General features: G+C 53.4%; 19 protein-coding genes, 1 tRNA gene and 1 pseudogene. 14 read left to right on the top strand and 7 right to left on the bottom strand.

All coding sequences use genetic code 11. From position 1 onward, the window contains the following. Positions 1–15: 15 nt before the first annotated feature. The 3 genes from AC2FF7_RS18180 (at position 16) to tviB (ending at position 2,928) form a co-directional block, all read left to right on the top strand. The gene (locus tag AC2FF7_RS18180; protein ID WP_480868207.1) at positions 16–540 is read left to right on the top strand and encodes a CBS domain-containing protein; all 525 of its coding nucleotides are present in this window, start codon (positions 16–18) and stop codon (positions 538–540) included. A gap of 85 nt (positions 541–625) precedes the next feature. Beyond that, positions 626–1,639, top strand: coding sequence for a GDP-mannose 4,6-dehydratase (locus AC2FF7_RS18175; RefSeq protein ID WP_480868206.1), 1,014 nt, complete (start codon positions 626–628; stop codon positions 1,637–1,639). Between the two features lie 5 nt (positions 1,640–1,644). Next, a complete protein-coding gene (tviB, locus tag AC2FF7_RS18170) occupies positions 1,645–2,928 on the top strand; it encodes a Vi polysaccharide biosynthesis UDP-N-acetylglucosamine C-6 dehydrogenase TviB (protein WP_480868272.1) in 1,284 nt (427 codons plus the stop codon). A 36-nt stretch (positions 2,929–2,964) separates the two neighbouring features. On the opposite strand, the gene nqrF is transcribed toward tviB, so the two are convergent. From nqrF to AC2FF7_RS18140, 6 genes are read right to left on the bottom strand one after another with little or no spacing between them, the layout of a single operon-like run. Beyond that, on the bottom strand, positions 2,965–4,188 hold the full coding sequence (nqrF, locus tag AC2FF7_RS18165) for an NADH:ubiquinone reductase (Na(+)-transporting) subunit F (protein ID WP_170356557.1): 1,224 nt from the start codon (positions 4,186–4,188) through the stop codon (positions 2,965–2,967). A gap of 10 nt (positions 4,189–4,198) precedes the next feature. Then, the gene (gene nqrE, locus AC2FF7_RS18160) at positions 4,199–4,807 is read right to left on the bottom strand and encodes an NADH:ubiquinone reductase (Na(+)-transporting) subunit E (protein WP_480868203.1); all 609 of its coding nucleotides are present in this window, start codon (positions 4,805–4,807) and stop codon (positions 4,199–4,201) included. Beyond that, complete coding sequence (locus AC2FF7_RS18155; RefSeq protein WP_117873115.1) at positions 4,807–5,460, bottom strand: NADH:ubiquinone reductase (Na(+)-transporting) subunit D; 654 nt, start codon at positions 5,458–5,460, stop codon at positions 4,807–4,809. Before AC2FF7_RS18155 ends, nqrE begins: the two co-directional genes overlap by 1 nt. Beyond that, a complete protein-coding gene (locus tag AC2FF7_RS18150) occupies positions 5,460–6,275 on the bottom strand; it encodes a Na(+)-translocating NADH-quinone reductase subunit C (protein ID WP_480868202.1) in 816 nt (271 codons plus the stop codon). The genes AC2FF7_RS18155 and AC2FF7_RS18150 overlap by 1 nt, the downstream gene beginning before the upstream one ends. Then, complete coding sequence (locus AC2FF7_RS18145) at positions 6,268–7,476, bottom strand: NADH:ubiquinone reductase (Na(+)-transporting) subunit B (protein ID WP_170356560.1); 1,209 nt, start codon at positions 7,474–7,476, stop codon at positions 6,268–6,270. The genes AC2FF7_RS18150 and AC2FF7_RS18145 overlap by 8 nt, the downstream gene beginning before the upstream one ends. A 5-nt stretch (positions 7,477–7,481) precedes the next feature. After that, positions 7,482–8,825: a Na(+)-translocating NADH-quinone reductase subunit A gene (locus tag AC2FF7_RS18140; protein WP_496906098.1), complete on the bottom strand. Its 1,344-nt coding sequence runs from the start codon at positions 8,823–8,825 to the stop codon at positions 7,482–7,484. 278 nt (positions 8,826–9,103) lie between these two features. Here AC2FF7_RS18140 and AC2FF7_RS18135 point away from each other — a divergent pair, with 278 nt between their 5' ends. From AC2FF7_RS18135 to AC2FF7_RS18105, 7 genes and pseudogenes are all read left to right on the top strand, one after another. Next, positions 9,104–10,219, top strand: a complete 1,116-nt coding sequence (locus AC2FF7_RS18135) for a THUMP domain-containing class I SAM-dependent RNA methyltransferase (protein ID WP_480868199.1) — start codon at positions 9,104–9,106, stop codon at positions 10,217–10,219. 92 nt (positions 10,220–10,311) lie between these two features. Beyond that, positions 10,312–10,388: transfer RNA gene (locus AC2FF7_RS18130), tRNA-Pro, on the top strand. 246 nt (positions 10,389–10,634) lie between these two features. After that, positions 10,635–10,928: pseudogene (locus AC2FF7_RS18125) on the top strand (hypothetical protein). Between the two features lie 42 nt (positions 10,929–10,970). After that, complete coding sequence (locus AC2FF7_RS18120) at positions 10,971–11,429, top strand: GFA family protein (protein WP_496906097.1); 459 nt, start codon at positions 10,971–10,973, stop codon at positions 11,427–11,429. A 93-nt stretch (positions 11,430–11,522) separates the two neighbouring features. Beyond that, entirely contained in the window at positions 11,523–12,383 is an 861-nt protein-coding gene (locus AC2FF7_RS18115) for a serine hydrolase domain-containing protein (RefSeq protein WP_496906096.1), read from the top strand. Between the two features lie 224 nt (positions 12,384–12,607). Next, complete coding sequence (locus AC2FF7_RS18110; RefSeq protein ID WP_496906095.1) at positions 12,608–13,606, top strand: Lnb N-terminal periplasmic domain-containing protein; 999 nt, start codon at positions 12,608–12,610, stop codon at positions 13,604–13,606. Positions 13,607–13,786: 180 nt separating this feature from the next. Beyond that, positions 13,787–14,956 carry an alpha/beta hydrolase gene (locus AC2FF7_RS18105; protein WP_170486626.1) on the top strand — a complete coding sequence of 390 codons (1,170 nt, stop codon included), beginning with the start codon at positions 13,787–13,789 and terminating at the stop codon, positions 14,954–14,956. Positions 14,957–15,038: 82 nt separating this feature from the next. Here AC2FF7_RS18105 and AC2FF7_RS18100 read toward each other — a convergent pair whose 3' ends face one another. Continuing rightward, positions 15,039–15,884, bottom strand: a complete 846-nt coding sequence (locus AC2FF7_RS18100) for a helix-turn-helix domain-containing protein (protein ID WP_496906094.1) — start codon at positions 15,882–15,884, stop codon at positions 15,039–15,041. A 305-nt stretch (positions 15,885–16,189) separates the two neighbouring features. Between AC2FF7_RS18100 and AC2FF7_RS18095 the strand changes: the two genes are divergently transcribed. The 4 genes from AC2FF7_RS18095 (at position 16,190) to AC2FF7_RS18080 (ending at position 22,077) form a co-directional block, all read left to right on the top strand. Beyond that, positions 16,190–17,008, top strand: a complete 819-nt coding sequence (locus AC2FF7_RS18095; protein ID WP_496906093.1) for a hypothetical protein — start codon at positions 16,190–16,192, stop codon at positions 17,006–17,008. 328 nt (positions 17,009–17,336) lie between these two features. Further along, complete coding sequence (locus tag AC2FF7_RS18090) at positions 17,337–18,458, top strand: efflux RND transporter periplasmic adaptor subunit (RefSeq protein ID WP_170486623.1); 1,122 nt, start codon at positions 17,337–17,339, stop codon at positions 18,456–18,458. Positions 18,459–18,473: 15 nt separating this feature from the next. Continuing rightward, a complete protein-coding gene (locus tag AC2FF7_RS18085) occupies positions 18,474–21,596 on the top strand; it encodes an efflux RND transporter permease subunit (protein ID WP_170571351.1) in 3,123 nt (1,040 codons plus the stop codon). 76 nt (positions 21,597–21,672) lie between these two features. After that, positions 21,673–22,077 carry an aspartate-alanine antiporter-like transporter gene (locus tag AC2FF7_RS18080; protein ID WP_496906092.1) on the top strand — a complete coding sequence of 135 codons (405 nt, stop codon included), beginning with the start codon at positions 21,673–21,675 and terminating at the stop codon, positions 22,075–22,077. The last annotated feature ends 61 nt before the right edge of the window (positions 22,078–22,138 follow it).

The raw sequence follows: 22,138 nt of genomic DNA, 5'->3' as shown, positions 1-22,138 counted from the left end.
AGAAGGAGATTGCCCATGGCCCCAAGCTCTTACCAGCCACCGACCCGCGGCGATAAAGCCGATACCAGCACTCGCAGCCAGTCGGTCGACTCGAACCTGTCACACTCGCAGACGACCGTGGCGAAACTGCTTGAGGGCAAGGGCGACGCGGTCTTCTCGGTGCGTCCGAACGATACGATTCACTCGGTGGTGAACACGCTGAAGGAAAAGAAGATCGGGGCGGTTCTGGTGACAGACCAAAACGGCGCACTACAAGGCATTCTGTCGGAACGCGATATCGTGCGCCGCATGGCCGACACCCCCGGTCAGACGCTTCCTCAATCGGTCGAGGACCTGATGACGCGTGAGGTCAAAACCTGCGCACCTGATGACCCGCTGAACCAAGTTCTTAAAACCATGACCGAGGGGCGGTTCCGCCATATGCCGGTTCTCGCCGGTGGTGCCCTGCGCGGCGTGATTACCATTGGCGACGTCGTTCATTTCCGCCTGAAAGAGCTAGAATACGAAGCCCTTCGCATGAAACAGATGATTGTTGGCTGATCGAATGCGGCGAAAATCCCCTTGACCTCGGCCCCGTGACAGTATCCCTGATGCAGCATCAAACGGCGATGAAACAGAGGGTTGCATGAAACGGGTTCTTGTCACCGGAACGGCCGGGTTCATCGGGTTCCATCTGGCCAAGCTCTTGCTGGCCGAAGGCTTTCGTGTGCACGGCTATGACGGGATGACCGACTATTACGACGTCACACTCAAACAGCGCCGCCACCAGATGCTTCTGCAAAATCCGGGCTTTTCTGCAACCGAGGACCTGCTGGAAAATCACGACCGCCTGAAACAGATCGCCGATAACTTCAAGCCCGAGGTCATCGTCCACCTCGCCGCACAAGCCGGGGTTCGCTACAGCCTGGAAGACCCGCGTAGCTATATCAACTCGAACGTCGTGGGCACGTTCAACGTCATGGAGGTCGCCCGCGAACACAAAGTTGCGCATCTGCTGATGGCCTCGACCTCATCCGTTTACGGTGCCAATGAAGAGATGCCCTTTACCGAGGTCGAAAAAGCCGACACCCCCCTGACCATCTACGCAGCTACCAAGAAAGCGAATGAGGCGATGGGACATTCCTACGCTCATCTGTGGAACCTGCCGACGACGATGTTCCGTTTTTTCACTGTTTATGGCAGTTGGGGCCGTCCCGATCTGGCGCTTTATAAATTTGTGGACGCCATTCTGGATGACCGCCCGATCGACATCTACAACCACGGCGACATGTACCGCGACTTCACCTATGTCGAGGATCTGGTGCGGGGTATCCGCCTGCTGATCGACGTGCCGCCCGAGCGCCCGGACAGTGCGGACCAGATTGCCGAGGGCGACAGCCTGTCTCCGGCAGCGCCTTGGCGGGTGGTGAATATCGGCAATGGCGACAAGGTGCGGCTGATGGACTTCATCGAGGCCATTGAGGATGCCTTGGGCAAAAAGGCTATCCGAAACTACATGCCTATGCAGATGGGCGATGTGCCTGCGACATGGGCCGATAATGATCTGCTCCAATCCCTGACAGGGTACCGCCCGCAAACCGATTTCAAAGAGGGCATTGCCCGGTTCGTCGCGTGGTTCCGCGACTATCATGGTAAATGACGACGATGTTTGAAACAGACCCCAACGCGCGCAAGATCGCCGTGATCGGACTGGGCTATGTCGGCCTGCCGCTGGCTGTTGCCTTCGGCAAAATAGGCCCTGTGATCGGCTTTGACATCAACACAGCCCGGATAACCGCCCTGCGCGCCGGTCAGGACGCAACCCATGAGGTCGAGCCCGAGGATCTGCGCGCCGCAACCGGCCTGTCCTTCACCTCCGATCCGGCAGATATCGCCGGATGCGACACCTATATTGTCACCGTCCCCACCCCGATCACAGCGGGCAAGCAGCCTGACTTAAAACCGCTGCTCAGCGCGTCTGAAACGGTTGGACGCGTGCTGAAACCTGGTGATCTGGTTATTTACGAATCCACCGTCTACCCCGGCGCGACCGAGGAAGACTGTGTGCCAGTGTTGGAACGCGCCTCGGGCCTGGTGTTCAACCGCGATTTCTTTGCAGGCTACAGCCCCGAGCGGATCAACCCCGGTGACAAGACGCATCGGATCGCGGATATCTGCAAGGTTACGTCTGGCTCCACCCCCGAGGTGGCCGATCTGGTGGATGCGCTTTACGCGCGGATCATCACGGTAGGCACCCACAAGGCGGAAAGCATCCGTGTGGCCGAGGCCGCAAAGGTGATCGAGAACACCCAACGCGACCTGAACATCGCATTGGTGAACGAGCTGGCGATGATCTTTGGCCGGATGGATATCGACACCGACGCGGTTTTGCGCGCGGCGGGAACCAAGTGGAACTTTCTACCCTTCCGCCCCGGTCTGGTGGGCGGGCATTGCATCGGCGTAGACCCCTATTACCTGACCCATAAGGCTGAAGCCGTGGGCCATCACCCGCAGATCATTCTCGCCGGGCGTCGGTTGAATGACAGTATGGGAGGCTATGTGGTCTCGCAACTGGTCAAGCGGATGATGCGCGAGGGGATCAATGTGGCCGCCGCCCGCGTGCTGGTAATGGGGCTGACCTTCAAGGAAAACTGTCCCGACCTGCGTAACACGCGCGTTGTCGATATCATTGACGAGTTGCAAGACTATGGCGTCACAGTCGATGTCCACGACCCCCATGCGGATGCAGTTGCCGCGCAGAAGGAATACGGGATTTCATTGACTTCGCAGCCTGAAACCGGTGCCTATGACGGTATCGTTCTGGCAGTTGCGCATCAGGAATTTCTGGCGCTCGACCCAGCCGAGATACGCGCCCTTGGCAAGGATCAAAACGTGTTGTTCGACGTCAAATCCTGCCTGCCGCCGGAGGCCAGCGACCTGCGGCTATAAAAAAACCGGCGCTGTCCTGCGCCGGTTTTTCCTGTCTTATCCGCCGAAATCGTCAAGCATGATGTCTTCGCGGTCCACGCCCAGATCCAGCAGCATGTTGATGACCGACTGGTTCATGATGGGCGGTCCACACATGTAGAACTCGCAATCCTCGGGCGCAGGGTGGTTCTTGAGGTATTCCTCGAACAGAACGTTGTGGATGAAGCCGGTATAGCCTTTCCAATCGTCCTCGGGCTGCGCATCCGACAGAGCGACATGCCATTCGAAATTGTCAAACTCTTCGGCCAGTTGGTCGAAATCCTCGACAAAGAACATCTCTTTCTTCGACCGGGCACCATACCAGAAGCTGATCTTGCGATCGCGGTTCTGCAACCGCTTGAGCTGATCGAAGATATGGCTGCGCATAGGGGCCATGCCTGCGCCACCGCCGATGAATACCATCTCTTTTTGGGTATCGCGGGCGAAGAATTCACCAAACGGACCCGAGATGGTGACCTTGTCACCTGGTTTCAGGTTGAAGATATACGACGACATCTGACCCGCTGGGATACCTTCCGACCCCGGAGGCGGCGAGGCCACGCGGACGTTCAGCATGATCATGCCCTTTTCATCCGGATAGTTGGCCATGGAATAAGCCCGCTCAATCGGTTCGGCCACGACGGATTCGTATTGCCACAGATTGAACTTGTCCCAATCTTCGCGATATTCCTCTTCCACGTCGAAATCGGTGTATTTCAACTGGTGCGCAGGGGCTTCAATCTGGATGTAACCACCGGCGCGGAAGTTCACATCCTCGCCTTCCGGCAGGTCCAGCGTCAGGGCCTTGATGAAGGTCGCCACGTTTTCATTCGAGCGAACGGTACATTCCCATTTCTTGACGCCAAAGACCTCTTCGGGGACTTCGATGTCCATGTCCTGCTTGACTGCGACCTGACAGGACAGACGGTCACCGCACGAAGCCTCACGCTTGGTGATGTGGCTTTCCTCGGTCGGCAGGATCGAGCCGCCGCCAGAATGCACCCGCACCCGACACTGCGCACAGGTGCCACCGCCGCCACAGGCAGAAGGTACGAACAGCTTCTCGGCCGCCAGGGTTTGCAGCAGCTTGCCCCCGGCAGGGACCGAGATGGTTTTCTCACCGTTGATGGTGATGTTCACGTTCCCGGTCGACACCAGCTTGGACCGCGCAGCCATGATGATGGCCACCAGCCCCAACACGATCAGGGTGAAAAGAACGACGCCTAAGCTAAAGGTTTCCATGCGTCCCTCCTTACAGTTTCACGCCCGAGAAGGACATGAAGGCCATCGCCATCAGACCCGCGGTGATGAAGGTGATCCCAAGCCCTTGCAGGCCGTCGGGAATGTCCGAGTATTTCAGCTTTTCGCGCACACCCGCCATCGCAGTGATCGCCAGCGCCCAGCCAAAGCCCGAAGACAGACCATAAGTCGTCGCCTCGACAAAGTTATAGTCGCGTTCCACCATGAACAGCGAGCCACCCAGAATGGCGCAGTTCACCGTGATCAGCGGTAGGAATATCCCCAGCGCGTTGTAAAGCGGCGGGAAATACTTATCCAACACCATCTCGAGGATCTGAACCATGGCTGCAATCACACCAATATATGAGATCAGGCCAAGGAAGGTCAGGTCCACATCCGGGAAGCCCGCCCAAGTCAGCGCGCCCGGTTTCAGAAGATAGTTCAGCAACAGGTTGTTGGCAGGCACAGTGATGGCCTGCACCACCATGACCGAGATGCCCAGTCCCAGCGCGGTCGAAATCTTCTTGGACACGGCGATGAAGGTACACATCCCCAGAAAGAAGCTGAGCGCAAGGTTTTCGACAAAGATGGCCTTTACGGCCAGTGAAATCAGACCTTCCATCAGTGGGCCTCTACCTGCTGAATTTTGTATTCACGCTCTTCCACCTGGTTCGGCTTCCATGTGCGGAAGGCCCAGATGATCAGACCGATGATGAAGAACGCTGACGGAGGTAGCAGCAGCATCCCGTTGGGCACGTACCAGCCACCGTTGTTGACGGTCTCCAGAATGGTGATGCCAAACAGCGACCCGGCCCCGAACAGCTCGCGGATGAAGCCCACCAGCAGCAGGATCAGGCCGTAGCCCATACCGTTGCCCATGCCGTCGATGAACGACGCGACGGGCGGGTTCTTCATCGCAAACGCCTCAGCCCGGCCCATCACGATACAGTTGGTGATGATCAGGCCGACAAAAACCGACAGGGTTTTCGAGATCTCAAACGCATAGGCCTTAAGGATCTGGTCCACCAGGATCACTAGCGAGGCGATGATCACCATCTGCACGATGATCCGGATCGAGCCGGGAATCTGGTTGCGCAGGCATGAGATGAAGAAGGACGAGAACGAGGTCACGAAGATCACCGCCAGCGCCATCACCATCGACACTTGCAGCGACGAGGTCACCGCCAGCGCCGAACAGATGCCCAGCACCTGCAGAGTGATCGGGTTATTGTCGACAAGCGGGTCGACCAGCATCTCTTTCTTAGTCTGAGACATCAGAATTCTCCTGCTTGCAGTTTGGCCAGAAACGGAGCGTAGCCCGCATCCCCCATCCAGAACCGTACAAGGTTATCGACACCCACCGAGGTCAGCGTCGCCCCGGCCAGCGCGTCGACGTAAAAGTCGGGGCCAGCGGCGGGCTGCGATTTGGCAACGGTGATCTGCAACTCACCCGCGTCATCGCGCAGACGTTTGCCATTCCACAGTGCCTTCCAGCGCGGGTTGTCCACCTCGGCCCCAAGGCCCGGCGTCTCACCATGCTGATAGAATTGCAGGCCGAAGATATCGTTGCCGTTGTTCTCCAGCGCGATAAAGCCATAGAGCGTGGACCACAGGCCATAGCCATGCAGCGGTAGGATCACCTTGTCTAACTCGCCCGCATCATCGCGCAACAGGTAGATGACACGGTACTTAGACTGACGCCCAATACCTGCTGGGTCATTGTCCAGCGCAACGCTCAGGTCGGGATCGCTGGCCGCAGCGATGTCATCAAACGTGGCAGCGTCGAACTGATCGTCGACGAAAGCGCCCGTCGACAGTTCAAGTACATGCGGTTCGAACGCAGCGAACGCTTCGGAGACATCGACGCCCGGCTCATAGACACCGGCGACTTGCAGAACGTTGACCTGCTTGTCCTTCAGCGCGTTGGCTTCTTGCACCGGGCGCAGGCTGACCGCTGCGGCGGACACGACCATCGAGGCCACAAGGCAGACAGCGACCGCAACGATGATCGTCTTGCTCACAGAATCCGGCGAGGCGGCCAGAAATTTGGCAATCGCGCCCTTGGGTTCTTGGGACTGCGTATCAGACATGGCGACGCGCCCTCCGTTTAATGTTGGCCTGCACGACGAAATAGTCGATCAGCGGCGCAAAGACGTTTCCGAAGAGGATAGCCAGCATCATGCCTTCGGGGAAAGCAGGGTTAATGACGCGGATCATCACAACCATGACACCAATCAGCGCACCGTAGATATAGCGGCCCATGTTGGTGTGGCTGGCCGAAACCGGCTCGGTCACCATGAAAGCCAGACCAAAGGCGTAGCCGCCCAGAACGATGTGCCAGTACCAAGGCATCGCAAACATCGGGTTGGTGTCTGACCCGATCAGGTTCAGCAAGAGCGAGAAGCCGATGGTTCCCGCCAAACAGCCGAGGATCAGGCGATAGTTGGCGATTTTTGTTGTCAGCAGGAAGGCCAGGCCGATCATACAGGCCAGCGTCGATGTCTCACCGAAACTGCCCTGAATGGTGCCGAAGAACGCATTGGCCCAGGTGATCCCGTCAGCTGCCAGCGCCTGAACGCCCTCGGCTGCGGTGATCCCCAACGCGGTCGCGCCCGAGAAACCATCCACCGGAGTCCAAACCGAATCCCCCGACATTTGCGCAGGATAAGCGAAATACAAGAACGCCCGCCCGACCAGTGCGGGGTTGAGAAAGTTCTTACCGGTGCCGCCAAACACCTCTTTGCCGATGACAACACCGAAGATTATGCCCAAAGCGACCTGCCACAGCGGTGTCGATGCGGGCAAGATCAGCGTGTAGAGCATAGATGTGACAAGGAAGCCCTCGTTCACCTCATGCCCGCGCACGGTGGCAAAGATCACCTCGAAAATACCACCCGCGACCAGCGTCGTGATGTAGATCGGCAGGAAATAAAGCAACCCGTGCAACACATTGGCAAACAGGCTGGACGGATCCAGCGAGATACCGAACATCTGCAGCAAAGCAATCCGCCAGCCGGTAGCCGCATCCGGACCAAGCGTCGCAATAGCTGAATTCGCCTGATAACCCGTATTCCACATCCCCCACAGGATGCACGGGATCGTGGCGATCACGACATAGGTCATGATCCGCTTCATATCCACGTAGGACCGTGCGTGTGGGGCTACGGTGGTGACGGTTTTCGGAGTGTAGATGAAGCTTTCGACCATCTCGTAGATAGGGAAATACTTCTCGTACTTGCCGCCCTTGGTAAAGTTCGGCTCAATCCGATCGAAGAAGCTGCGCAAACCCATGTGGATCAGCCCTCCTTTTCAATCTTGGTCAGGCAGTCGCGCAGCGCCAGCCCGTATTCATATTTTGCCGGACAGGCAAAGCCCACAAGGCCCAGATCTTCTTCGTCCAGCTCCAGCGCGCCCAATGCCTGGGCAGTGTCCGTGTCCATAACCAACAAAGCGCGCAGCAATTGCGTCGGCAGGTAGTCCTGCGGCATCAGCTCTTCGAACACGCCCGTCGGCACCATCGCACGACGCCCGCCGTTCAGGTTTGAAGTGAACGCATACAGCTTTTTCGCAAAGGCCGAGCCCAACACCGGCTGTACGGCGAATTTCGATGGCATTGGAAGAATCCAGCCCATCGTGTGTTGATCGTGATCTTCACGGATGATCGAAATCTGCCGCGCAAAGCGCCCCAGATAGGCGGTTGGACCTTCGGCCTGCGCGCCCGACAGGATCGAGCCCGAGATAATCCGGGGCGTCCCGTCCACATCGACCTCGTCACGGGTTAGATCGTCGGTCGATGCGCCCATGACCGTGCGGATCAAGCGCGGTTGACGCGCGCCCGGACCGGTCAGAGCGATCACGATATTGGGGTCCAGATGGCCAGTCTGCATCAGGCGACCAATGGCGATGACGTCCTGATACCCGATGGTCCAAACCTGCTTGTCCTCCGCCAGCGGCTCGAGGAAATGGATATGCGTCCCCGCCAGCCCCGACGGGTGCGGACCTGCAAATGCGGCGGCTTCAACTCCCGGCACATCGGCACCCGGTATCGAGTCACCCTCTTTGTGGCACAGATAGGTCTTACCTTCGGTCAGGTACGCGATCGCCGCCAGACCCGCAGCGAACGCATCCCCTGCATCAGCGATGATCACTGCTGCATCACCCGCCAGAGGCTCACTGTCCATCGCAGTCACGAAAATCGCGGCTGGTGTGGTGCCGGGTGTCGGCATTTTGGAATACGGCCGCGTGCGGAAAGCCGTCCAAAAACCCGCAGCACATAGCTTGGCCGTCACGCCCTCGGCACTATCGGCATTCCCGGTGTCCGAGAAATCAACGCCGGAGTTATTAGGGTCTGACACCTCGATCACGACGCTTTGCAGCACACGCCGCGCACCGCGATTGACCGCGACGACCTTGCCGGTCATCGGTGCGACCATCATCGCCTCGGGCGCGTCCTTGTGACTAAACAGCGGCGTGCCGCGCTGAACATCGTCACCCTCTTGCACCAGCATCTTGGGTTTCAGGCCAATATAGTCGCCGCCCAGAACCCCGACGGTCGAAAATTCAGGCCCCGGATGAATCGTCTGATCCGGCGCACCCTGCACCGGCAGCTCGAACCCTTTTTTCAGTTTGAAAGTTTGCATGTCGCTACGGTCTTCCAAGCCTCTTTCCCGTTCTGCCGTGTCTTTTTGCCGGGTGTCCGCCAAAAATCACTGCAGAGATAAACGCCAGCACCCGGCAATACATAAGCTAAGACTGCCTATGATGCGTGACTATGTCATAATCACGGTCCCTTTACGCGGGGAAACGATCAAACGCAAACCCGTTACCGCCCAAAGTGACCCGAGAATGTCACTTTCGTTTGAGAGAGCCTAATAAAATGCATATCGCACCCTGTGCGTGACCGTTGTAAGCACGCTTTATGGAACACACAAATGATCTTGAGATTTTTCTGGTCGCAACACCCGGCCTAGAAGCACCCCTGCATGCTGAGGCTGTTGAAAATCGGTTTCAAAACTCCAAAATCGTTCCCGGCGGTGTGAGCTGCCTTGGGTCATGGTCCGAAGTCTGGCGCGCCAATCTGTGTTTGCGCGGCGCGAATAAGGTTCTGGTTCGTCTGGGCAGTTTCCCAGCTGTGCATCTGGCGCAACTGGACAAGCGTGCGCGAAAATTTCCGTGGTCCGAAGTTCTGCGGCCCGATGTTGCCGTCAAAGTCGAGGCGACCAGCCGGAAGTCCCGGATTTACCACGCAGGTGCTGCTCGGCAGAGGATCGAACGCGCGATTGCGGAAACCTTGGGTGTCGAGATCTCGGCGGATGCTGGTTTGCGTGTGCTGTTGCGTATTGAAAAGGACATCTGCACTTTGTCTGTAGACACCTCCGGTGATCCTTTGCACAAACGCGGCCACAAACCTGCCGTTGCCAAGGCGCCAATGCGGGAAACGATGGCCGCAATGTTCTTGCGTGAATGTGGATTTGATGGGTCCGAGCCTGTTTTGGACCCGATGTGCGGTTCCGGAACATTCGTCATCGAAGCAGCTGAGATCGCTTTGGGCCTTCACCCGGGTCGCTCGCGAAAGTTCGCTTTCGAAGACTTGAAAAACTTTGATCAAGATAGCTGGAACGAGATGCGGAACGTCACTTCCGTCAAAGAGACCCAAGTGGTGTTCCGAGGCTCGGACCGCAACAGCGGCGCGGTTCAAGCGGCCAGCACCAATGCGGACCGTGCCGGTGTGTCGACCGTTACGGATTTCCAAGCTCGGGCTGTGGGCGATATCAAACCAGGTCACGAAACAGGTGGATTGGTGATCGTTAATCCGCCCTATGGCGCTCGAATCGGGGACGAGAAACGTCTCAGGTCGCTCTATGGTTCATTTGGCAAGGTCATGATGTCCAGATTCAGGGGGTGGCGTGCAGGGATCATCACCAGCTCTCCGTCCCTCGCACGCGCGACCCGCCTGCCCTTGCTGCCTGCAGGGCCTGTTGTCGATCATGGCGGTACCAAAATCCGTTTATATAGAACAGAGACGTTGCGCTGAGAGCCTTGGCTCGGGGACTGGTACTATATGATCCGTGTGTTCGAATACCTCTTGCACATCCAAAAGCCGAGGTATAGATCACGCGCCACGGTCGGAGTGTAGCTCAGCCTGGTAGAGCACTGTCTTCGGGAGGCAGGGGTCGGAGGTTCGAATCCTCTCACTCCGACCAATAAAACAAGGCGCCCTAGGGCCAAGGCCCTATAGATAAATGTTGAGAGAGGCTGAGAGTTCAGCCTCTTTCCTTTTGTGCTCAGATTGAGAAGTTCGAAAATTGGCGCCAATTATCAGACGTTCGATTTTGGTGCAGCGAAGGACCGCTGCGAGCCCGAAGCGGACAAACTTGTCGTGAAGTGGTATAGTGTAAAAATAGAGGCGCTCATGCATCCAAGAACCGCACCTTACGGAGGACGGATGAATGATCATGCGCATATTTCAAGTCGTAACCAGGCCAGGCAAAGAGGAAGAGTTCGGAAAGTTCTTTCATGAAACTGCGATGCCCTTGATGAAGGGCACCAAGGGCATCGTTAATGTGCTTCCTGGAGCCCCGCGCACCGATACACCAAGGGAATTCAGCTTTGTCATGGTGTAGGACAGCCTGGAGTCACTGAAGGCATTTGTCGGCGAGGACTACCAGAGCCCACACATCGATCCTGCAGAGGCAGAGTTGGTCGAGTCACGGTCGATCAAGCACTACGACCTAGTCGAATAGAAGTCGTTGATCGCAGTTTGAATCAGCCGTTTGGAGGATGAGATGCTTAAGGGGAAATGCGGCTGCGGCGCCGTAACATATCAAATGACGACACCACCAATGTTCGTGCACTGCTGCCACTGCAACGAATGCCAGCGACAGACCGGAGCAGCCTATGTATTGAACGCAATAATCGAGGCCGATCGGGTAAAATTCGAGGGACCCACCACAGAACATGAGCTTCCTACTCCGAGTGGAAAAGGTCAGATTATCACTCGTTGCCGCGATTGCGGTGTCGCCGTGTTCAGTAGCTATATGATCCGCCTCGGCAAGCTAAGGTACGTGCGAGTCGGAACTCTGGACGAACCGGATCATTGCCCTCCCGACGTGCAGGTATTCACAACCAGCAAGCAAGCCTGGGTGCCACTAAGCAAGGACATTCCCATCTTCGAGGAGTTCTACAAGTTCGATGAGGTGTGGCCGCAGGCATCGCTTGACCGCCTGGAGACTGCGCTGGCCTGACCGGACTAGTCGTCAAGGCAAGATGGCAGTTCCGTCCCGTTTGAGCGTCGTTGGTGGGTTTGACAGGCCAACTAACTCGACCAAATCTTTCAAATGGCCGCTCCGAACCCAACTTGTGAATTTGATTTTCTCGCTGCGCGCCACACAGCACAAATTTCGCCGCAATTGCGCAAATTCTTTGGCTGCCGTGCAGAAGGAACAGCCAAAATTGCGCATCCGAAGCAAAATCGAAAAGGGCAATTACCGTTGGGGAGGCTCAGCACGCCAGGTCTGATGGAGGGCGCCACCACAAGCCGTGACGCTCTTGTGCGTCCGCTTGAACCACAAGAGATGGTTGATTTTGTCATAGAACATGGGGAGCCGAATTTTCCGCCTGGTGCGGAAGGTTCCTGGAGTTACAGCAATACAGGATACGTGCTTCTCGGGATGGTCATCGAGAAACTGGAGAAAAAGCCGATTGGAAAGTCGTTCGAAACGCGGATCTTCGGACCTCTTGGCATGAACAAGACCTATATATGGAACGGTATTCCGAGGCCTGAGTTTGGATTGCCACGGTCATTCCTTGAAGGCGACCACTACGAAACGACCGACTGGAACATGACTCAGGGGTGGGCTGCTGGCGCTTTGATTTCAACCGTCGACGATATGCATACCTTCATTGAAGCGCTTGTCGCAGGTGAACTCTTCCAGCAACCGGAAACGCTGTCAGAAATGATGAATACCATTCAAACCACACATCCGGCGCTAGCCGGATACGGGCTGGGGCTGGCGATGAAAGGGGACAATCTTTGGGGCCACGGCGGTCAAACCCTTGGTTTTGAGTCTGAGGTGGCCGCATTCGCGGACCGAGACATGTCGATTGTGGCCTGGGCTACGTCTTCGAGTAATGCCCTCGGATTTGGTGCGTTGTTGATTTCAGATGCCCTTCGCAAAGCAGGCGCCCTGCCAGAATAAATGTACGGGGGACTCCAAAAATCTAACTTACCCGTCGTACCGGGTGTACTGCAGGGGTCTTGTCACGTAAAACCAGTGTAAACGGTTATCCTTCCTTCCAAAGGTTTTGTGGTCTGAAAATAGGTGTAGGTTAACGCCCGCCGGCATCAGAAACCATTGTTCCGATGGACCAGAGACCAGTCATGCAATAACAATCAATCCTGACCAGTCAAATCGGGCCAACCATGCGTACAGTGCTGAATGCTCTTTGCTGTCTTTTATTGTTGTTAGTCGTCGCTTACTCAACAGTATGGGGCACTTTGGCCCTATGGTTCAAATTCTCAGGCCCAGAATTGATCCGGTTAACTGCGATCGTTTCCTTTTTCGTCGTTGGCCTCGGAACACTAGTTTCAATTTTTCTAAGAAGTAGATGGCGATGGTTGTCTGGATTCGCAGTATTTTTCGCAGCGATACTAATATGGTGGAACTCACTGACCCCACCTTCGGACGGAAATTGGTCGCCTGATGTTGTGCGGACAGTCACAGGTGAAATAAGCGGCGACACACTAACACTGAGAGACGTTCGTGCATTTGAATGGCAGTCGGCTGATACTTTCGAAGAGAAGTGGGTTACTAGAGAATACGATCTGTCTCAAATTGAAAGTGTGGACCTCTTCATGTCGTATTGGAGTGGACCGGAAATGGCGCACCTTATGCTAAGCTTCGGCTTTTCTGATGGCCGGTATTTGACGTGGTCGATCGAAGTACGTCGACAGATCGGAGAGTCTTTTTCTCCTGTGGCCGACTTTTTCAAAGCACATCCGATTGTAATGATAGCGGCGGAGGAGCGTGATGTCGTCGGGCTTCGCTCTAATGTTCGAAAAGAAAAAGTACATCTGTTCAGGCTGCGTGGTGAACTAGAGGAGCGTATCAAACTGATCAGCGCCTATGTAGAAGCTGCAAATGAAATCGCCGTGCGACCCCGCTGGTTTAACTCAGTTTTTACCAATTGTTCCCGATCAGCAATTTTAATCGCACGGCACGTTGGTATTAGGATTCCTGTCGACTACCGCGTTGTAATTAATGGATATTTTCCTGATTACCTGTATGGGCAAGGACTAACTAATACTGAGATTGATATTCAGCAGTTGTATAGTCTTGGAGATATCACAGCTAACGCACTGGCAAACGGACTGGACGAGGGTTACTCGGCAGCAATCCGCAAAGATGTTCCGGTTCCTTAGCCCTTTGTCTTGGAGAAGTCATTTTATCTTTGAGATAGTGAGTGGATAGTGCTGCTAGAGCAGAAATGACTTTTTGGCTTTTGCGGTGGAAGCCTTGAGATATAACGATAATTGTGGCCCGCTTATTTGTCCGATGTTTATATTCCACTTATGTTGTAATGTGCTCTGGCTACGATGCCCTTGACGGCGATATTCGTAGAAAAAGGGTTTGTGAAGTTGAGCTTCAAAAAGACCATAGATCAGTCGCGACGGCACTTTGTATTATCAGGGAGCGCTTTTGTCGTGACTGGGTGCAGTTCCAAAAGGAACTTAGTCGGTCTTGAACCAACGAGAGCTTTATCCAAAGCAGAAATCGATGAAAGAGGTCATAGAATCTTTATCGCAACTGTTCGCGAACCCTCGACGGTGGCGATTGAGTTTTTTTCGGGTCGTCGCGCCAATCGTCTCAGTTTTGCGGCTGTAGATGTTGTAATCCCGCTAAAACACAAAACGGGCAAGATCGAAAGGCCGAGAGGCAGCTCGCCAGATCCCGACAAGCATTTCGTTATCACGAACCCGCAGGTATTTGACAACGATCGCGCGTTTGTAGGCACGGTAGAAAACAGTGTTTTAGCTTTGCCAAAGGGAGAACGATCATCTCTGCTATGGATACACGGTTATAACACAAATCTGACTGATGCAGTATTGCGGTTCGCTCAGTTTCTGGAAGACACTGGGTATAGCGGGGTGCCCATTCTATATTCTTGGGCTTCTCAGGCTCGATTGGGTGCCTACGTCTACGACATCAACAGTGCGCTTATCGCACGGGATCAGCTTGAGGAGGTTCCTGGGATACTCAAAGACAGTCCCGTTGAAACAATAGATATCGTAGCCCACTCGATGGGAAACCTTGTAGCGATGGAAGCCGCTCGCGGAATCGCAAATCGCGGGCTTTTCAATGTCAGCGGTAAACTCAGAAGTGTTATTCTTGCGTCGCCCGACATCGACATAGACCTGTTCATTGCTCAGCTATCAGCGATCCCCAAGGACAAACGGAGGTTCTATGTGCTGACATCCGAAAATGACCAAGCTCTTGCGGTTTCAAGCTTGATTGCAAGAAACCCGCGAGTTGGACAGCTAGATGCTACACTGATTTCCGAGCTTGGTTTGAACGTGATCGACCTGTCCCAGGTACAAGACACGACCACTGTACACCATTCAAAGTTTGCTGACGCTCCCGAGGTTGTTCGGCTGATAGGGGACAGAATACTAGCAGGCGATAAAGGCGCTAAGGTTTCAGGTCGTGCCGAAGCCGTGGTTATTACGGCAAGTGGTACCATCGCTGTCGTTGACGAGGCGATATCCAACTGAATTTGGGACCGTGACGCGCTTTCGGCCGGCTAGAGCCACCGATCTCTATCCTTGGGCTGCGAGCTTTGCGCCACGAAAAATGTTAGTGTCGGCCAAGTGTTTCTTCCGGCAGACATCCGAACACCCGTTTGTATTGTTGAGCAAAATGACCTTGATGAAAAAAACCGTTTTCAATCGCAACACCTTTGATTTGAACTTCCCCAACACTGGAAGCACTAAGTGTTTTGTGGACTTTGTTCAGGCGTATGCGTCGCAACCAGGTTGCGGCGGATATACCGATGCAGTCTCGGAACGCGTAGTGTAAAGTCCGAAGGCTTACTCCGATTTCACTGCATAACTCGACCAGACCCACGGAGCCGACATAGTCCGAATAGGCGATATCGCACGCGCGACTAACGATTGCCGCGGAGCGGCAAGATTGTAAGGAAGCAGATTTCGAAGCCCGCGAGCTAATCAATTCCCACAGGAATAACTTCGTAAATTGGTCAAGCAGGTGTTCGGTCTCAAATTCATTTTCTTGTTTCGAACGATGCAACAAATCTAGTGCCGCGAGTCCCAGTCTTTTGCTCGCCTGCTGAGTTAGACTACTGACTGGAGGTATGTCTTCAAAGTCGAGCTCATCCCAAGCGAGTTTAAGCGCCAGAGACCGCGCTTCCGAAAAGGGAACGGCCAGATTTACACCATCCCAGTTTGTACTGCCAATTAGCTCGGCTTCTCGACTGGGAGGTTGAACAACAATCGAACCTGTTTCGATTTTTTCACCAAAAAGAACTGCGGGTTCAGCTTGTTCCAAAACGAGCGCTGCCGAGAAACAATCGGGCATACCTGTGCCGCGGTACACTATTTTTCGATTCCATTTCTCCCGAGCAATCTGTTTTTGACCAACTTGAAGTAAGTCAAGACTGCTCTCCAAAGGACCAGCAGTCATTTGGTAGTACTCTTGATCCCAACCAACGGAAGCGTCCTGCAACTGCCCGACGTCAGACGTGGTTGTGAATGTCCTTTCAACCGACAAGTTTCTGTATTGTTCTTTGCACCCCATCTATATGGGGGTATCACATTCAAGAAATTTTACATAATAATATTTCGTTGGCACGTAACAGTCAGTTATTGAGGCAAAATTTTTGGTCTGCGACACTCATTTTGCATTTTTGGGATGTCGAAATTCTCCCCAACGATCGCCTTTCTATGCAAGCATGTTTTCCTAAACACGGAGCTTAGTAGGCGGACCGAATGCAAATTGGCGAGGGGAGATTACGGCGTGTGCTTGGTGTCTTAGCAATATTGGCGACTACCGTTACTCTTTTCAGTAGCCGAGTTTATGCACAAGACAGCGCAGACGCTGCGGCGCAGGCCAATAACCCTCTGGCAAATTTCACGGCTTTCAACTTGCAGAACTACTATGTTGATGAGCTGACTGGACCTGGCGACAACGATGCAAATTCGTTCATTCTTCGCTACGCCCAACCGATTCAGCTGGGGGAAACAAACTGGCTGATCCGCGCGTCTTTGCCGTATAACAGCTTTCCTGTCGGCGACGGTGGGTCATCGGTAGATGGGGTGGGGGATTTTGACATCTTCGCCGCATATCAGATCGACTTACAAAAACCGGGAATAAGCTTTGCAATTGGCCCTTCTATTGTGGCTCCAACCGCTTCTGATGACCGTTTGGGTAGCGACCAATGGCAGTTGGGTTTGGCTAATGTTTACTTCAACGCGAAATCGACACTTTGGCAGTATGGGTACTTGCTAATTTGGCGAAGCGGCGTGGGTAGCACGAACGACCGGGAGCGCGTAAACACCGCCGCATTGCAACCTATTCTGTTCCGCCAACTTGGCGACGGCTGGTACACGGGCGGCGCTCCGATTTGGACAGCAAATCTGGAAAACGGTGATTATTCTGTACCGTTAGGCCTCCGTGTCGGAAAGGTCTGGGTAAACGGAAAAACTGTATTCAATGTGTTCGTTGAACCTCAATGGTCAGTTGCCGATAGCGGGCTGGGACAACCGAAACGACAAGTGTTTTTTGCACTAAATATGCAGTTCCAATAATTGAAACGAGCGTCTGAAAAAAGGACTTAATACAACGCAAAAAAGAGAGGGCCCAATTGAAAAACCTTAGAATCCGCCTCCCTGTTCCGTCGAGTGTTCAGGAAAGTTCTTCTGCGCCGAATTAAAAATGAGATGGTCGACACTAGCCACGAAGCTCGCTGTTAGATGACCGATTCGGTAGGGCCTTCACTAAAAGCACTTTTTATTCAGAGGTTTGAATGGGTATTTTGAGTAGCAAAGTGAAACGCCTACGATGAAGTCAGAGTAACAAGCGGAAAGCTAAACTGCGCAGTTATCCAACCTGTTCATTTCAGTGAGAGTAAAACAAATGGAAAAAACTTGCTTTAAACACCACGCCAAGTTTTGGATGACGATTTGTTTTTTAGGTGCACTTGCTGGGTGCTTTGAAGAAGAGAGCGCAGAAGCAACAGAAAAACCTGCACGACCGGTTCTGTCGATGATCGTCGGTGACACGGAAAGGTTTCGGACTGACAGCTATCCCGGACGTGCGGAAGCTGTACGGGAAGTGAACCTGTCTTTTGAAGTATCCGGGCGAATGATTACCAGACCAGTCGATGTGGGATCGATTGTCGGATCAGGGGAAATTCTCGGTTCTTTGGACCCTGAGCCTTATATCGCTCGGATTCGCACGATTGAAGGCGAACAAGCTTCTCTTCAAGCGGCATTGTCCAACGCTATCACAGAGTTGGAACGCAGAGAAAAACTGCTCGAAAATGATTTTGTTTCTCAGGCCAACGTCGACGACCAAATTATGGTAGTCGATGCAGCTAAGGCAAAAATTGAAGCGACTGAGGGTTTACTGGACGCTGCTCGTCTAAACCTAAACTATACGGAACTGAAAGCACCTTTCGATGGGATCGTGTCGGAGGTTTTTGCGGACAACTTTCAGAACGTTGTGGCGAAACAACCGATAGTGCGCATCCTAGATACTTCCCAGATTGAAATGGAAATCGGCGTTCCAGAAGCTCTTATAGGGCTGGCTCCTTTCGTGGAAGAAATCAGCGTCACCTTTTCGAGCCTACCGAATTTAGAAGTTCCTGCGGAGATTTCCAGGATAGGTTCTGAGGCGTCTCTCAGCACTCGTACATACCCAGTTACAATTGTTATGGTTCAACCTGACGAGGCCAAAATCCAACCTGGGATGGCTGGTAAAGCGACTGCTCGTGTTCGACTGCCTGAAAACTGGGCGAAGACCGGTGTTGAGATTCCCAGCACAGCTGTGTTTTCACCTGACGGGGAAAACGCGGGAAGCACTTTCGTTTGGCTTATTGATGAAGCTGCAAACACAGTTTCCCCAAAACCTGTTGAGGTAATCTCCATTGGGGGGAGAGGATTAGTTGTTCAAGGGCTTGATGCGGGGGATCGTATCGTCACTGCAGGTGTCAATGTCATAACCGAGGGCCAAAAGGTCCGGGTCGAAGCGCCTTAAATTCTGGAGGCAGCCATGTCACTTCCGCAGATATCTATTGAAAACCGAGTTGTAACGTATTTTACGCTGTTCCTTATTTTGGTTATCGGGACCTTCAGTTATTTCCGCCTTGGCCAACTCGAAGATCCTGACTTTACGGTCAAAACCGCGATCGTGATTACTCAATATCCTGGTGCAAGCCCTGAAGAAGTAGAGCTAGAGGTTACTGACCTTATAGAATCTGCAATTCAAGAACTTCCAGAACTCCGTTTTCTTACGTCCTACTCAAAAGCCGGACTTTCAATTGTAAAGGTCGAAATCAAACAGGAGTACTGGGCGGACCGCTTGCCCCAAGTTTGGGACAAGATGCGTAGCAAGGTCCGGGATGTCCATGGTCAGCTTCCGCCAGGAGCCATGACCCCAAGCGTTATCGACGACTTCAGTTTTGTGTATGGGTTTGTTCTTGCGATAACGGGCGACGGTTTTACCTACGCGCAACTGGAAGAATACGTAAAGGCGATCCGCAAAGAACTGGCGCTTGTTCAAGGAGTTGCACGAGTCGAAACTTGGGGAGTGCAGCCAAAGGTTATTTACCTTGACGCTTCGGAACAAAAGCTTCTGGATCTCGGCGTAACGACGGAAGACTTTGTTGCAACGCTGGCACTGCAAAACCAGGTCGTTAATGCGGGGCAACTAGAGCTTGGCGATATGCGCCTTCGAATTGCGCCGACTGGAGAATTCAAAAGCCCGGAAGATATCGGGAATTTACGGGTCCGTACAAGCTTGCTGGATAAAGCTCTGGATATTCCCGCAGATTTTGCTGATGACGCGACTCGCCCCAGAGACCGCAGTGCTGAAACAATCGCAATCAAGGACGTTGTAGATGTCAGACAAGGTTACCTGGAACCGCCTATCAATGTCATGCGTTTCAATGGTCAACCCGCAATTGGGATATCAATCGCCAATGTAACTGGCGGCAATATTGTAGACACAGGACAAAATTTGGATGCGGCTTTGGCCGTTGTCGAAGCCAACCTTCCCTTGGGAATTGAAATGCACAAAATCGCTTGGCAGAGCGATCTCGTAACGGAAGCCATAAACGCCTTCATGATAAACTTGGGCGAAGCAGTCCTTATCGTCCTGGTCGTAGTTGCTCTGGCCATGGGTTGGCGTATGGGGCTGGTAATCGGCGGTGCGCTTATCCTGACGATCCTCGGCACTTTCATTGTTATGTCTATACTGCAAATTGATCTTCAAAGGGTTTCTCTAGGCGCGCTGGTTATTGCTCTGGGAATGATGGTCGATAACGCCATTGTGGTCGCAGATGGTATGGCTGTCCGTTTGAAGAAGGGAATGGATCGCAAGGCGGCTGCTATTGAAGCCGCTGCCCAACCGAGTTGGGCTCTTCTGGGAGCGACAGTTATCGCAATGATGGCTTTCTACCCAATCTTCGCAGCAACCGCAGATGCAGGTGAGTATGCTGGTTCACTATTTGTGGTGGTAGGGGTTTCGCTGCTACTAAGTTGGCTTATTGCCATGACAATCACACCATTGATGTGTGTTGATCTTATCAAGATCTCGGAAGCCGATCGCGACTCATCAAGAGATCCATATACAGGCGTTGTTTTCACGATGTTCCGCGCGGTCTTGTCTACGTGCATCAGAGTGCGCTGGCTTACCGTCCTCGTTATGCTGGCAGTGTTTGGATCCGCGCTTTACGGCTTCCAATTCGTAGATCGACTCTTCTTCACTGATGCGACGCGGCAGCAGTTTATGGTCGATATCTGGGCACCCGAAGGTACGCGCATTCAACAAACTTCGGCTCTGGCGAAAAGGGTGGAAAATCACCTGGACGGAGATGAGCGTGTTTCCGGTGTTTCCACGTTTGTAGGCTCCGGAGGCCCTAGATTCTATCTGCCCGTTGATCCAGAGTTTCCTTACGAAAGCTATGCGCAAGTCATTATTAACACGACCGATCTAGACAGTGTTTATAGCCTTGTCGAAGAACTAGAGCCTTGGGTTGTGGATAACCTGCCTGAGGCAATGGTCCGAGTTCGAAAGTTCACAGCAGGTCCCGGTTTTACCTGGCCGTTCGAAGCAAGATTCTCGGGCCCGGCAAATGCAGACCCGGAAGTGTTGAGGGATCTTGCGCGGCAGGGGGTAGAGATAATTCAAAAGTCGCCCTACGCCAAAGACATCCGGACCGACATGCGCAATCGAGTCCCAAAGATCGTCCCTGAGTTTGATCAGGTTACGGGTGTTTGGACAGCAACTTCCAGAGCGGATATCGCGAATGCGTCTCGCGCGGCATTTGACGGTTTGCCCGTCGGTCTCTATCGCCAAAACGAAGATCTTTTGCCAATTATTGTCCGACGTGTCGATGATGAAAGGCAACAAACTGCCGAAGACTTTGAGCTTCTGCAGGTCGTTCCTGCCCTGTCTGTAAAAAACTTGCCGCTCTCTGCGGTAACAGAAGATATCAAAGTTGAGCTGGAAGACCCAATCATTGTGCGCTGGAATCGCAAGCGCGCTGTAACGATTCAGGCCAGCCCTAACGAAGTTACATTTCCAACGTTGTTCGAAAGTGTCCGTGAGGAGTTCGAGGCTATACCCTTGCCTCCCGGTTATCAGTTGGAATGGCGGGGGGAATACTTCGGGACAGTGGACAGTCAAACTTCGCTTCAGCCCGGTGCGGCGCCCGCTATCATAATTATCGTGTTTTTGATTGTGGTGCTTTTCAACGCTATTCGACCAGTTTTTGTGATCTTCTCGGTCGTCCCGCTGGCGATAATCGGCATTACCGTTGGCTTGCTAACATTCCTGCAACCCTTTTCTTTTATGGCGTTGCTTGGGGCCATGAGCCTCATCGGGTTGATGATAAAAAATGCGATTGTGTTATTGGACGAAATCAATCTGAATCAATCGCAGGGTATGAAACAGTATGACTCGGTAATGAACGCTGCTGTTTCTCGACTAAGTCCCGTTTTGCTTGGCGCAGGTACAACGATTCTTGGTGTTCTTCCATTGATGCAGGATATCTTCTGGGTCGCCATGGCAACGACGATGGCCGTCGGATTGGCCTTTGGGACGGTGTTCACGATGATAATGATTCCGGTCTTCTATTCGATTTACTATCGTGTGAAGGAGCCAGCAACGTAACCAATTGGGGTTATCTTTTCAGCCGGTAAAGCGACCAAAGGCGAGAACAACAATACCCTCTACAGCGGGGCAGAAGATGACTATCGATTTCTTTCAGCTTTTCTCAGCCAACTCGGTGTTGGTCGTTTTTACGATCATTGCCATCGGTTACGTGATAGGCAACGTCAAAATTGGTCAATTCGAGATAGGGATCACCGGCGGCGTATTGTTGTGCGCTCTGGTTTTCGGCCATTTTGGTTTTCAAATTGATCCGATCGTCCAGTCAATCGGATTTACTTTGTTCATCTACTCAGTTGGATGGCAAGCGGGTCCTCAAATTATCAACGTGTTACGCCAAGATGGCCTAAGCTATTTGACCATTGCGCTATTTATGTCACTGGGCTCTTTTGCATTAGTGGTTGGACTGGCGCTTGTGGTTGATTTGGAAAACGCGCTTGCCGCTGGTTTGATGGCAGGGGCATTGACGGTGTTGTCACGTTAACCGTCGTTCGGTTGCTCATGCTTGGATTTGGACATAGGTGACATCGATGAATTCATCGTCG

The sequence above is a fragment of the Ruegeria sp. YTSC325 genome (assembly GCF_059609525.1).
The sequence above is the reverse complement of the archived record's forward strand: the minus strand, read 5'-3'. Positions and strand labels throughout refer to the sequence as shown.

Coding starts and splice junctions, on each gene's coding strand:
- AC2FF7_RS18080 (WP_496906092.1), top strand. CDS start 21,673: ATGACTATCGATTTCTTTCAGCTTTTCTCAGCCAACTCGGTGTTGGTC.
- AC2FF7_RS18095 (WP_496906093.1), top strand. CDS start 16,190: ATGCAAATTGGCGAGGGGAGATTACGGCGTGTGCTTGGTGTCTTAGCA.
- nqrF (WP_170356557.1), bottom strand. CDS start 4,188: ATGGAAACCTTTAGCTTAGGCGTCGTTCTTTTCACCCTGATCGTGTTG.
- AC2FF7_RS18090 (WP_170486623.1), top strand. CDS start 17,337: ATGGAAAAAACTTGCTTTAAACACCACGCCAAGTTTTGGATGACGATT.
- AC2FF7_RS18100 (WP_496906094.1), bottom strand. CDS start 15,884: ATGACTGCTGGTCCTTTGGAGAGCAGTCTTGACTTACTTCAAGTTGGT.
- tviB (WP_480868272.1), top strand. CDS start 1,645: ATGTTTGAAACAGACCCCAACGCGCGCAAGATCGCCGTGATCGGACTG.
- AC2FF7_RS18140 (WP_496906098.1), bottom strand. CDS start 8,825: ATGCAAACTTTCAAACTGAAAAAAGGGTTCGAGCTGCCGGTGCAGGGT.
- AC2FF7_RS18120 (WP_496906097.1), top strand. CDS start 10,971: ATGCTTAAGGGGAAATGCGGCTGCGGCGCCGTAACATATCAAATGACG.
- AC2FF7_RS18135 (WP_480868199.1), top strand. CDS start 9,104: ATGGAACACACAAATGATCTTGAGATTTTTCTGGTCGCAACACCCGGC.
- AC2FF7_RS18145 (WP_170356560.1), bottom strand. CDS start 7,476: ATGGGTTTGCGCAGCTTCTTCGATCGGATTGAGCCGAACTTTACCAAG.
- AC2FF7_RS18085 (WP_170571351.1), top strand. CDS start 18,474: ATGTCACTTCCGCAGATATCTATTGAAAACCGAGTTGTAACGTATTTT.
- AC2FF7_RS18180 (WP_480868207.1), top strand. CDS start 16: ATGGCCCCAAGCTCTTACCAGCCACCGACCCGCGGCGATAAAGCCGAT.
- AC2FF7_RS18110 (WP_496906095.1), top strand. CDS start 12,608: ATGCGTACAGTGCTGAATGCTCTTTGCTGTCTTTTATTGTTGTTAGTC.
- AC2FF7_RS18155 (WP_117873115.1), bottom strand. CDS start 5,460: ATGTCTCAGACTAAGAAAGAGATGCTGGTCGACCCGCTTGTCGACAAT.
- AC2FF7_RS18150 (WP_480868202.1), bottom strand. CDS start 6,275: ATGTCTGATACGCAGTCCCAAGAACCCAAGGGCGCGATTGCCAAATTT.
- AC2FF7_RS18175 (WP_480868206.1), top strand. CDS start 626: ATGAAACGGGTTCTTGTCACCGGAACGGCCGGGTTCATCGGGTTCCAT.
- nqrE (WP_480868203.1), bottom strand. CDS start 4,807: ATGGAAGGTCTGATTTCACTGGCCGTAAAGGCCATCTTTGTCGAAAAC.
- AC2FF7_RS18115 (WP_496906096.1), top strand. CDS start 11,523: ATGGCCGCTCCGAACCCAACTTGTGAATTTGATTTTCTCGCTGCGCGC.